8 protein-coding genes are annotated in these 11,627 nt (G+C 69.9%); 4 read left to right on the plus strand and 4 right to left on the minus strand.

The window, feature by feature from the left end; all coding sequences use genetic code 11:
• Positions 1–705 precede the first annotated feature (705 nt).
• Both K5L01_RS04795 and K5L01_RS04800 read left to right on the plus strand, forming a co-directional pair.
• Positions 706–1,029, plus strand: coding sequence for a YkgJ family cysteine cluster protein (locus tag K5L01_RS04795; RefSeq protein ID WP_250063473.1), 324 nt, complete (start codon positions 706–708; stop codon positions 1,027–1,029).
• Positions 1,026–1,271, plus strand: a complete 246-nt coding sequence (locus K5L01_RS04800) for a hypothetical protein (protein WP_250062396.1) — start codon at positions 1,026–1,028, stop codon at positions 1,269–1,271. The genes K5L01_RS04795 and K5L01_RS04800 overlap by 4 nt, the downstream gene beginning before the upstream one ends.
• Before the next feature lie 352 nt (positions 1,272–1,623).
• Here K5L01_RS04800 and K5L01_RS04805 read toward each other — a convergent pair whose 3' ends face one another.
• From K5L01_RS04805 to K5L01_RS04820, 4 genes are all read right to left on the minus strand, one after another.
• The gene (locus K5L01_RS04805) at positions 1,624–2,349 is read right to left on the minus strand and encodes a fused MFS/spermidine synthase (protein ID WP_250062398.1); all 726 of its coding nucleotides are present in this window, start codon (positions 2,347–2,349) and stop codon (positions 1,624–1,626) included.
• Positions 2,346–3,302 (minus strand): 5'-nucleotidase, encoded by a 957-nt coding sequence (locus K5L01_RS04810; RefSeq protein ID WP_250062400.1) that lies wholly within the window; start codon positions 3,300–3,302, stop codon positions 2,346–2,348. The genes K5L01_RS04805 and K5L01_RS04810 overlap by 4 nt, the downstream gene beginning before the upstream one ends.
• Before the next feature lie 53 nt (positions 3,303–3,355).
• A complete protein-coding gene (locus K5L01_RS04815) occupies positions 3,356–4,126 on the minus strand; it encodes an NAD kinase (RefSeq protein WP_250062402.1) in 771 nt (256 codons plus the stop codon).
• Between the two features lie 450 nt (positions 4,127–4,576).
• Positions 4,577–9,547 carry an NAD-glutamate dehydrogenase gene (locus K5L01_RS04820; protein WP_250062404.1) on the minus strand — a complete coding sequence of 1,657 codons (4,971 nt, stop codon included), beginning with the start codon at positions 9,545–9,547 and terminating at the stop codon, positions 4,577–4,579.
• Positions 9,548–9,785: 238 nt separating this feature from the next.
• Here K5L01_RS04820 and K5L01_RS04825 point away from each other — a divergent pair, with 238 nt between their 5' ends.
• Together K5L01_RS04825 and K5L01_RS04830 are read left to right on the plus strand one after the other, a co-directional pair.
• Positions 9,786–10,424 carry a TetR/AcrR family transcriptional regulator gene (locus tag K5L01_RS04825; RefSeq protein WP_336254078.1) on the plus strand — a complete coding sequence of 213 codons (639 nt, stop codon included), beginning with the start codon at positions 9,786–9,788 and terminating at the stop codon, positions 10,422–10,424.
• Positions 10,425–10,448: 24 nt separating this feature from the next.
• The gene (locus tag K5L01_RS04830) at positions 10,449–11,624 is read left to right on the plus strand and encodes an efflux RND transporter periplasmic adaptor subunit (protein ID WP_250062406.1); all 1,176 of its coding nucleotides are present in this window, start codon (positions 10,449–10,451) and stop codon (positions 11,622–11,624) included.
• Positions 11,625–11,627: the final 3 nt, after the last annotated feature.

Below are 11,627 nucleotides of genomic sequence, written 5' to 3' on the forward strand. Positions count from 1 at the left end.
GTCGCACGGGTGAACATCGTTCCGTCCCAGGCGGCGCGCGAATACCCGCAGACCACCGGCAGGCGGCCACGAACGAAAGGGGGACGGGCGCAGGCGCCATCGCCGGGGAGGATTCCCCGCCCCATTCGTCGACGGGAGGGTGCTGTGCGGGGGTGGACCTGGCGCAGAGGCGCAGATCGGAATGCGGCGGAACGCCGCCGGGAAGAACCCGCGAAAGCGTTTTCATCCTAATGCGCCGCTCGTGGAACATCAACCGTATGGAACATTCCCCGCCGCGCGGTCCGCCCCCTGCGCGGCGCCCCGGGATACACGTCGCGGGCACCTTCCAGTTGCGCGCGGGCCACGCGCACCCGCGCGCGCACGCGGGGCTGCAGGCACGCAGCGCCGCCGGATGCCGGCGCCGCGCGGTGGTCTTGGCCACTCCCTGAACCGCGCCCGGAACCGCCATCATCGGCAAAGTGTTAAGATGGCCGCACAGGTTCGACCTGCTCCGCGCGTACCGCGCACCCGTCAGGGCCCCGGCCCGTTCCACCTTATTCCCCGCCACTTCCGCGCCATCGCGCTGCGGGCGGCCGTCCAACGGGAGCAGTTCGTGCCCGGTTTTTCCACCCCTTCCACCCCGGTCTCCGTGCACGGATGCCGGCCCTGTCCGCGTCCCATGCGCTCCGCATCGGACACCCGCGCCTGTCCGCCGGCCGGCGCGGCGTGAGCACGTGCGGACGCCCGGCGGCGGTCCACTGCAGCGCCTGCGATGCCGTCTGCTGCCGCCTCACGGTGATCCTGGAGAGCGGTGACGACGTACCGCCGCACCTGACCACACGGCTCCATGGCCTGCACGTCATGGCACGCGACCCGGAAGGCTGGTGCCTGGGGTTGGATGGACGAACGATGAATTGCCGGATCTATGCGAGTCGGCCCGTCGCATGCAGATCCTTCGTCATGGGAGGCCCTTATTGCAGGTCCATCCGCGACGAATACTCGACGGCAACCACCCCGTCGGGCCGAAACGACCATGAGGAAAACAGATGACCTCCAGCCGCAAATCCACTGCTGCCTCCCGGAGACGGACGACCTCAAGCATCACCGCACAGCACCTCACCCGCGAGCGCATCGCCGCGGACATGGCCGCCTTCCGCAAGGCCGGCGGCGAGATCGAAGTGCTCGGCAACACGCCGTTCCGCAGCAAGCCGCCCGCCGCCAGCACCAGCGCCGCGCGCCGCACCGCCAAGAGCGCGGCGAAGACCGTCGTGGCCCAAGCGAAAAAGGCTTGACGCGCCGCGTCGCGCACGGCGCGCTGCTCCCGCCACGCCTCCCCGCCCCCGCGGGAACGCAGGCCCGGGCAACCGCCGGACCGCCGATGCATCGGCACGGACTGGCCCGCCCGCCACCCGGCCGGCCACCACACGCCACCCGGCCCCGGCCGGAGCAGGCTTCCCGCGGCGCACCCCGCGCGCAGGACGCCCTGGAAACAGAAAAGCCCGGCACCCGCCGGGCTTTTCCCGTCAGGCCCTGCGGAAGGAAACGCCTCCGCCGGACACCGTCGGCGGCCCGCTGCGCATGACGGAAGCAACCCGCGACATTCCGCAGCGCCCGTGCTCCCCGGAGACGGCCTCCCCGCTCCGTTCAGCCCTCTGCCCATCGCGCCCAGGCAGCGGCCAGCTGCCGGAACCCCGCGCGCAGCTGGCCGCGCGCGCGCCATGGCAGGTCCGCCAACGCCGCCTCCACCGGCCCCGGCCGGGGAGTCCCCTGCCAGGCGACGACCACCCGGTTGCCCGCATTCCGCACGCGCAGTGTCAGCACCCGCCCGTCGAAGCTGCGCCGCAGCCGGGACAGGTGGGCACGGGTGTCGGTATCGAACAGGTTGCCGGCCATGACCCCGCCGGGCGCCAGCGCGTCGCGGCAATCGTCATAGAACGCGCGGGTTGAAAGCGCCGCGGGAATGCCGTGCGCGTCGTAGGCATCGAGCAGCAGCAGGTCGAACCGTCCCCGCTGCCGGCGCAGCCAATGCGCCCCGTCGACGCATTCGACCCGCAACCGCGCATCGTCCGGGGGTACCCGGAACACTTCGCGCAGGGCGATCACCGCCGGATCCACCTCGGCCACCTCGATCCGCGCGCCTTGCAGGTGGCGATGGCAGAAACCGGCCTGCGCCCCGCCCCCCAGGCCGATGATGCCGATGCGCCGCGGGCCCGGCCGCAGCCACAGGGCCGCGAGCATGAGCCGGGTATAGGCCGAATGCAGCCGGTGCGGGAACCAGCGCGACAGCCGCGTCTGGGTGGCGCCGGCATCGAACCGCAGCTCCAGGTGCCGCCAGGTCCGGTGGACGTGGGCACCCCCGTCGGCGCTCATTCCATGCGGTCGGCGTTGGCGATGCCGTGCGGCACGTGGCCGGCCGCCACGCTGTGGTGCTGGCGTGCGCTGTCGATGTTGTGCTGGGAGTCGTCGAAGAAGATGTCGGCGCCGAACGCTTCCAGGAACGGGCCCTTGTGGCGCCCGCCGAGGAACAGCGCCTCGTCCAGGCGCACGCCCCAGTCGCGCAGGGTGCGTATCACCCGTTCGTGCGCCGGTGCCGAACGCGCGGTCACCAGGGCGGTGCGGATCGGTGCCGCATCGCCCGGCGGGAATGCCGCCTGCAGGTCGTGCAGCGCCGAGAGGAAGTTGCGGAACGGGCCGCCGCTGAGTGGTTCGCGCGCGTTCTCACGCTCGTGGCGGCCGAACGCCTCCACGCCCTGCTCGCGCGAGATGCGCTCGCCCTCGTCGCCGAAGATCACCGCGTCGCCATCGAAGGCGATGCGCAGCTGCGCGGGCGGACGCCCGGTATCGGCGCTGGCCGCCGCCTCCGACAGCTCGCCGGCACCGCGCGGCAGGATGGTCGCCGCGGCGATGCCGTGCAGCAACGCGCGGCTGACCGATTCGGGATTGGCCGAAAGGAACAGGTCGGTGCCGAACGGCTTGACGTAGGGCCAGGTCGGCTCGCCGGCGGTGAAGGTGGCGCGCACGATGCCCAGGCCGTAGTGCTGGATGGAGTTGAAGATCCGCAGGCCGGTATCGGCGGAGTTGCGCGACAGCAGGATCACCTCCACCCGCGGCACCTCGGTCGGTGCGCCGTCGTTGAGCGCCAGCAGCTTGCGCACCACCGGAAACGCCACGCCGGGCTTCAGGACATCGTCCTCGTGCTCGCGCTGGTAGGCGGCGTAGGCCTCCACGCCCTCGCGCTCGAACAGCGCATGGCCTTCCTCGAGGTCGAACAGCGCCCGTGAGGTCACCGCCACCGTCAGCATCCTGGGAGTGTTGTCGCCCATGTTCCTGGTTCCTTAGCCTTGCCGTCGCCGGCACCGGGTTGCCGCACGCATGCTCAGAAGACGAACTGCTCGCTGAGGATGCGGTCTTCCAGATTGTGTTCGGGATCGAACAGCAGGGTCACCTGCCGCTCGCGGGATTCGCGGATGGTCACCTCGACCACGTCGCGGGTCTCGTGCGAATCGGCGGTCACGCTGACCGGCCGCTTGTAGGGGTCCAGCACCCGGAAGCGCACCTCGGTCTCGGCCTTGAGGATCGCCCCGCGCCAGCGGCGCGGGCGGTAGGGCGCCAGCGGCGTGAGCGCGATGCTGTTCGAGCCCAGCGGCAGGATCGGCCCGTGCGCCGAGTAGTTGTAGGCGGTGCTGCCGGCCGGGGTGCAGACCAGCACGCCGTCGCCGATCAGCTCCTCGACCCGCTGCTGCCCGTTGAGGTCGATGCCGACATGCGCGGCCTGCCGCGTCTGCCGCAGCATCGAGACGTCGTTGTAGGCCAGTGAGCCGACCGTGGTGCCCGACTCGGTGCGCGCCACCATCTCCAGCGGCCGCAGGTGGGCCGGCTCGGCCAGCGCCAGCCGCTGCAGCAGGTCGTCGTCGCGGTAATGGTTCATCAGGAAGCCGACGGTGCCCAGCTTCATGCCGAACACCGGCTTTGCCATGTTCCCGAAGTGGTGCAGGGTCTGCAGCATGAAGCCGTCGCCCCCCAGCGGGCACAGGACATCGGCGTCTTCCGGCGTCACGTCGCCGTAGCGGGCGGCCAGCTGCGCGCGGGCCTGCTGCGCGGCCGCGACGGTGCTGGCGAGAAAGGCGATGCGGGGGGACATGGCCAACGTCGGTTGTCGAAAGGATTGCCGAGGATACCCCGCAACGGCGAATGCTGCCGCGGCCCTCCAGCGCACGGCAACGATCCCGAACATCGGCATGCCACGCGGCCGGAGCGTCCTCGCCCTCCGTCCCGCAGGAGCCGTTTCAGTCGCGACCTCTGCACTACGCCCGGAAAGCATTCGCGACTGAAGCCGCTCCTGCAGCCGGAACGCACCGCGGCCAAGGCCGCTCCCGCCGCAACGACCGTTGCCTTCGCGGGAGCGGCCTTGGCCGCGGTGCTTCATCCGGCGGGTGCCGACCAACGGCCGGCACCCTCTGCCATCCTTCTGGAGCAACGCCCCCTTTGCCAAGGGGGCGCGGCGACAGCCGCGGGGACAGGCAAGCCCGAGGCCAGGGCCGACAGCCCGCGATGCAGGCTGTCGGGTCGGGCCGGTGAAACCGGCCCGACCACGGGGTCAAACCCCGTGCGCCGCCAGCTGGCCCAGGCGCTGCACGGCGACCGAGACGGTCGGGTAGTCCAGGGCCTTCTGCTCGGCCAGCTCGGCCAGCATCGCCAGGGTGAAGCGCAGGCTGCTGTCGTCGCGGCCCAGCCAGGCGGCCACCTTGGCCTCCGCACTGCCGCCCTTCATCGACAGCACCTGGCCGGCGAGGTTGCGCTGGTGCGCGGCCAGCTCGTCACGCAGCACGCCACGCGCCACGGCGTGCCAGCGGCCGTTGACCTCCAGCGCGTCGATCTGCTCGAACAGCCACGGCATCTGCAGCGCTTCGCCCAGGCGGAAGTGGACCTTGGAGACATCCACCGGCTTGAGCTTGCGGGTACGCGCCAGTTCGATGATGTCGAACGCCGGCTCCAGGAACTGCAGCTCGGACAGCTGCTTGGCCAGCGCCGCCGGCAAGCCCTTTTCCTTCCACTGCTTGACGCTGGCCTCGTAGGCCGGGCGCTGCGAGTCCGGCAGCACGCCCGAGGCGACGCGGATGTCGTTGAACGGCCCCTGGTAGCGCTCGACCGCGGCGGTGATGCCCTGCATCGGGCCCGGGCGGTTCAGCAGCCAGCGCACGAATGCACGCTGCAGCTTCCAGATCACCTCCAGGGCGTCGACCTGCACCGCTTCGGGCAGGGTTCCGTCGAGGGCGTCGATCTGCGCCCACAGCGCGCGCGCGTCCAGCGTCTCGCGGCTGATGGTGTAGGCCTTGGCGACCTCGGCCACGCTGCGGCCGGTGTCTTCCTGCATGCGCATCAGGAAGGTGGCGCCCATGCGGTTGATGGTCTGGTTGGTGACCGCGGTGGCGATGATCTCGCGCTTCAGGCGGTGCCCTTCCATCGCATCGGCGTACTTCTTCTGCAGCGGCTGCGGGAAGTAGCGCAGCAGCTCCTTGGACAGGTACGGATCTTCCGGGATGTCCGAATCCAGCAGCTGCTGGAAGGCGACGATCTTGGAGTAGGACAGGATCACCGCCAGCTCCGGACGGGTCAGCCCCTGGCCGCGCAGCTTGCGCGCGGACAGCTCGGCGTCGGACGGCAGGTACTCGATCTGCCGGTCCAGCAGCCCCTGCTGCTCCAGCGTGCGGATGAAGTGCTGCTTGGACCCCAGGCGCTTGACGCTCATCCGCTCCATCAGGCTGATGGCCTGGTTCTGGCGGTAGTTGTCCATCAGCACCAGCCCGGCGACCTCGTCGGTCATCGACGCCAGCAGCTTGTTGCGCTGCGCGGCGGTGAGCTTCTTGGCGCGCACCACGTCGTTGAGCAGGATCTTGATGTTGACTTCGTGGTCGGAGGTGTCCACGCCCGCCGAGTTATCGATGAAGTCGGTATTGAGCAGCACGCCGTTCTGGGCCGCCTCGATGCGTCCCAGCTGGGTCATGCCCAGGTTGCCGCCCTCGCCCACGATCTTGCAGCGCAGCTCGCCGCCGTTGACGCGCAGGCCGCTGTTGGCGCGGTCGCCGACCTCGGCGTTGGTCTCGCTGGCCGCCTTGATGTAGGTGCCGATGCCACCGTTCCACACCAGGTCCACCGGCGCCTTGAGCGCGGCGTTGATCAGCTCGGTGGGGGTCATCGTCTTGATGCCGGCGTCGATGCCCAGCGCCTCGCGCACCTGCGGGGTGATCTCGATCGACTTGAGCGAGCGCGCGTAGATGCCGCCGCCCTTGCTGATCAGCTTGGCGTTGTAGTCGGCCCAGCTCGAGCGCGGGACCGCGAACAGGCGCTGGCGCTCCTTGAACGAGCTGGCCGCCACCGGGTCCGGATCGAGGAAGATGTGGCGGTGGTCGAACGCGCACACCAGGCGCACGTGTTCGGACAGCAGCATGCCGTTGCCGAACACGTCGCCGGACATGTCGCCGATGCCGACGCAGGTGAAGTCCTGGGTCTGGCAGTTGCGGCCCAGGGCGCGGAAGTGGCGCTTGACCGATTCCCAGGCGCCGCGCGCGGTGATGCCCATGCCCTTGTGGCTGTAGCCGACCGAACCGCCGGAGGCGAACGCGTCGTCCATCCAGAAGCCGTGCGCCTGGGCGATGCCGTTGGCGATGTCCGAGAAGCTGGCGGTGCCCTTGTCGGCCGCGACCACCAGGTACGGGTCGTCCTGGTCGTGGCGCACCACGCCCACCGGCGGCACGATCGTGTTGTCGACGATGTTGTCGGTGATGTCGAGCAGGCCGTTGATGAAACGCTTGTAGCAGTCCACGCCCTCGGCCATCCAGGCGTCACGGTCCACCGCCGGGTCCGGCAGCTGCTTGGCGAAGAAGCCGCCCTTCGAGCCGACCGGCACGATCACCGTGTTCTTCACCATCTGTGCCTTGACCAGGCCCAGCACCTCGGTGCGGAAGTCCTCGCGGCGGTCGGACCAGCGCAGGCCGCCACGGGCCACGGCGCCGAAGCGCAGGTGGGTACCCTCCACCCGCGGGCCGCAGACCCAGATCTCGCGGTACGGACGCGGCTTGGGCGCATCCGGCACCTGGGCGGCGTCGAACTTGAAGCTGATGTAGTCGGCCGGGCCACCATCGGCACGCACGCCGTCCTTGCGGACCAGGTAGTAGCTGGTCCGCAGGGTCGCTTCGATCACGCCGATGAAGCTGCGCAGGATGCGGTCCTCGTCCAGGCTCGAGACGCCGTCCAGCAGCTTGACCAGGGTGTCGTGCACCAGCGTCATGCGCGCGTCGCGACGGGCGCTGCGTGCCTTGACCACCGCCGCGAGCAGCTTGACGGTCGCGGCGTCACCGCCGGCCAGCGCCTTGAACTGGGCCAGCTGTGCCTCCAGCGTGGCCTTGTCGGTGGCCGGCGCCGGGTCGAAGCGGGCCTCGAACAGCTCCACGATCAACCGCGCCAGCAGCGGATAGCGGTTGAAGGTGCCTTCCACGTAGGCCTGCGAGAACGGCACGCCAATCTGCAGCAGGTACTTGCAGTAGCCGCGCAGCATCGACACCTGGCGCCAGTCCAGCCCGGTGGCCAGCACCAGGCGGTTGAAGCCGTCGTTCTCGGCCTCGCCGTGCCACACGTGGGCGAAGGCTTCGCTGAAGCGGGCGCTGGCGGCGGCGGCATCGATCGTGCCGACGGTCGACTCGACCTCGAAGTCCTGCACGTACACCGGCGCATCGTCCACCATCAGGCGGTACGGACGCTCGGCGATCACGCGCAGGCCCATGTTCTCCATCATCGGCAGCACGTCGGACAGCGGGATGTCCTTGAGCTGGCGGTACAGCTTCATGCGCAGGCCGTCGCGGCCGACCGACTGCAGGTTCAGCCGCAGGTCGTCCGGACCGGTCAGGGCATCGAGCTGGGCGACATCAGCGGCCGCGATCTGCGCGCTGGAGTCCTCGATGTAGCCGGCCGGCAGCGCCTTGCCGATGCGCGCGGCGATCCTCAGGCCTTCGGTTTCACCATGGCTGCCGACCAGGGCTTCGCGCAGGTCGTCCTGCCAGTTACGCAATACGTGTGCCAAGTGCTTCTCCAATCCTTCAATGTCCAGTTCAAGGCTCTGACCCGTCTTCGGCCGCACGATCAGGTGCAGCTGGGCCAGAGGCGAATCGCCCAGCACCACGCTGGAATCTACATACTCGCCCTGCAGGGTTTCCTTCAGCAGGTTCTCGATGCGCAGGCGCACATCGGTGTTGAAACGCTCGCGCGGCAGGAACACCAGCGCGGAAATGAAACGGCTGAACTTGTCACGGCGCAGGAACATCCGGCTGCGCACGCGCTCCTGCACGCCGAGCACGCCCAGCGAGGTCCGCAGCAGCTCGTCCTCGCTGGACTGGAACAGCTCCTCGCGGGGCAGCGATTCGAGGATGTGGCGCAGCGCCTTGCCGCTGTGGCTGGCGGGTCCGAGGCCGGAGCGCTTCATCACGTTCTCGAAACGCTGGCGCACCAGCGGGATCTCCCAGGGGCGGCGGTTGTACGCGCTGGACGTGAACAGCCCCAGGAACCGCTGCTCGCCGACGATCCGGCCCTTGGCGTCGAACGCCAGCACGCCGATGTAGTCCATGTAGCCGCCGCGGTGGATGCGCGACCGGGCATTGGTCTTGGTCAGGATCAGCGCATCGGCCAATCCACCGGCGGTGTTGAGTCCCTGTGCGGCCAGGCCCTTGACCGGGCGCGCGACCGAGGTGTCCTTGCCGCGCATCAGGCCCAGGCCGGTGCCGTTCTGCGCGGCCAGCACTTCCTGCCGGCCCTGCTTCTCGACCTTGTATTCGCGGTAGCCGAAGAACGTGAAGTGGTTGTCCGCCGCCCAGCGCAGGAACGCCTGCGCCTCCTGCCGCGACTCCGCGCTCACCGGCAGCGTGCGCTGGCCGAGGTCCTCGGCTAGGGCCAGCGCCTTGTCGCGCATCGGCGCCCAGTCGCGGACGATCGCACGGACATCCTCCAGCGCCGCGGCGACCCGCTTGGCGACGGCCGCCAAGGCGTCGCCCGGCTGGCGGTCGATCTCCAGCAGCATCACCGACTCGGGCGTGCCCTTGCCGACGCCGGCAAGCCGGCCGGCCTTGTCACGCTGCAGCGCGATCAGCGGGTGGCCCAGGACGTGCACGCCGATGCCCTGCTCGGTCAGCGCCAGGGCCACGGTGTCCACCAGGAACGGCATGTCGTCGTTGACGATCTGCACCGCGGTATGGGTCGATTCCCAGCCGTCGGCCTCCAGGGTCGGGTTGAACACCCGGACGGTGGCCTTGCCGGGCTTGCGCACGCGCGCCAGTTCCAGCATCCCGGCCGCCAGCGCGGCCCAGTCCTCGGCCGGATGCAGCTCGAACTCATCCGCCTCCATGCGCGCGTAGAAAGCGGCCGCGAAGGCGGCCGCCCGGGTCCGCTCCGCGGCCGGATAGCGCTTGCGCAGCGCTGCGAGTATCGGTTCCAGTGTCTGCCTGGGGGGAGAGCCGCGCTGTTCCGTGGCCGGTTTGGATGTCGATCGTGCAGGCTTTACAGCGCTGTTTTTCGATTTCATTGGTTGAGCATTCGACGGGCTCGGGGGGAACGCCGATTGTATCTCCCGGCACTGCGAATAGCATTGCTGCAGGGCCGCATCGGGAGCGTCCAGGGCGCCACTCAAGCGCCCGCAAGTTACTGTAAACAAAGAAGTTAAAAAGAAAACCCCGACGCCTCCGAGGCGACTGCAACCGCTCTGGCGCATGAGGTTTCCGCGCCGCTTTACCATTTGTGAACTGGACGGTATAGTCCAACCCGTGCATCCCCTCCTCTCCCCGCCCGCGCCGCTCGACGCCCGTGACCAGCGCGTGTTCGAGGCCGTGCGCGAACTGCTGGCGACACAGGGGATGCGCATGAGCATGGATGCGGTGGCCGCCCACGTGGGCTGTTCGAAACAGACCCTCTACAGCCGCTACGGCAACAAGCGCCACCTGCTGAGCCTGGCCATGCGCCAGCATGTGAGCGTCGCCGCCGCGCCCCTGGGCGCCGGCGACGATCGCCCCCTGCGGGAGGTCCTGCTCGACTTCGCCCTGCGCTACCTGGAGCACCGCAACCACCCGCGCAGCCGCCAGGCGGCCCGGCTCATCGCCAGCGGTGCCCAGGAGTTCCGCGACGAGGCCCGAACCCTCTACCAGGGGGGCGCCGAAGGCCTCCGCGACCAGCTGACTGAATGGATGCGAACCGAGATGGCCCGGGGCCGCATCATCCATGACGATCCGCATTTCATGGCCGAGATGCTAATAAGCATGATCGCTGGCCTGGATTTCGAACGGCAACGTTTCCATGTCCCCCACCGTGATGACCCGACGTCGCATCGCCGGTGGGCCGAATTCGCCATCGATGCCTTCCTGCGCGCCTTCCCCGCGCCCCCGGCCGGCATCCCTGGCACCCGCTAGAAAACAACCTCCGGAGTTTCCCCGATGACCTCCCCGCTCCGCACTCTCGCCCTGACCGGCGCCCTGGTCCTGGGCCTGACCGCCTGCATGAAGCAACAGGAACCCGCCGCACCGCCGCCGCCCGACGTGGGTGTCGTGGAGGCCCGGCCGCAGGCCCTGCCGCTGCAGCGCGAACTGGTGGGGCGGCTGTCACCGTTCCGCTCGGCCGACGTACGCGCCCGCGTATCCGGCGTGCTGCTCAAGCGCGCCTATGACGAGGGCGCCGCGGTCAAGGAGGGCCAACTGCTGTTCCAGATCGACCCGGCGCCCCTGCGCGCCTCGCTGGCCGCCGCCGAGGCGTCGCTGGCCTCGGCCCGCGCCAGCCATGTCAACGCCAAGACCGCCGCCGACCGCGCCCGTTCGCTGGCGCCGCAGAGCTACGTCTCGCGCTCGGACCTGGACAATGCCGAGGCCGCCGAGCGCACCGCCTCGGCCGCGGTCCAGCAGGCCCAGGCGGCGGTGACCAGCGCCCGCATCAACCTGGGCTACGCCAGCGTCACCGCGCCGATCGCCGGCCTGGCCGGCAAGCAGCAGGTCACCGAAGGCGCCCTGGTCGGCCAGGGCGAGGCCACCCTGTTGACCACCATCGACCAGGTCGACCCGCTGTACGTGAACTTCTCGATGACCGCCGACGAGCTGAGCGCGCTGCGGGCCGCCCAGGACAAGGGCACGGTGGCCCTGGCCGGCGGCAAGACCACGGTGCAGGTCAACCTGCCCGACGGCACCCCCTATGCGCATAACGGCACGCTGGACTTCTCGGCGACCACGGTCGACCCGGCCACCGGCACCGTCTCGCTGCGGGCGCAGCTGCCCAACCCGGAGCGCATGCTGCTGCCGGGCTCGTTCGTCAGCTTCATGGCCAATCTCGGCGAGCGCAACAACGCCTTCCTGATTCCCCAGCAGGGGGTGCAGCGCGACACCCGCGGCGGCTACGTGCTGGTCGTGGGCGCGGACGGCAACGTCGTGCGCAAGGACGTGGTGCTGGACGGCCAGCAGGGCGGCGACTGGCGCATCGCGTCGGGCCTGGCCGCCGGCGACAAGGTCATCGTCTCCGGCGTGCAGAAGGTCAAGGAAGGCGCTCCTGCCAAGCCCTCGCCATGGCAGGCCGCGGCCGGCAAGCCCGCGGCCGCTCCGGCCGCGGCGCCGGCGACGAAGGACTAACGG

It is taken from the genome of Stenotrophomonas mori (assembly GCF_023556335.1).
In the GTDB taxonomy this organism is placed as follows: Bacteria; Pseudomonadota; Gammaproteobacteria; order Xanthomonadales; family Xanthomonadaceae; genus Stenotrophomonas; species Stenotrophomonas mori.

Coding starts and splice junctions, on each gene's coding strand:
- K5L01_RS04810 (WP_250062400.1), bottom strand. CDS start 3,302: ATGGGCGACAACACTCCCAGGATGCTGACGGTGGCGGTGACCTCACGG.
- K5L01_RS04800 (WP_250062396.1), top strand. CDS start 1,026: ATGACCTCCAGCCGCAAATCCACTGCTGCCTCCCGGAGACGGACGACC.
- K5L01_RS04820 (WP_250062404.1), bottom strand. CDS start 9,547: ATGAAATCGAAAAACAGCGCTGTAAAGCCTGCACGATCGACATCCAAA.
- K5L01_RS04830 (WP_250062406.1), top strand. CDS start 10,449: ATGACCTCCCCGCTCCGCACTCTCGCCCTGACCGGCGCCCTGGTCCTG.
- K5L01_RS04805 (WP_250062398.1), bottom strand. CDS start 2,349: ATGAGCGCCGACGGGGGTGCCCACGTCCACCGGACCTGGCGGCACCTG.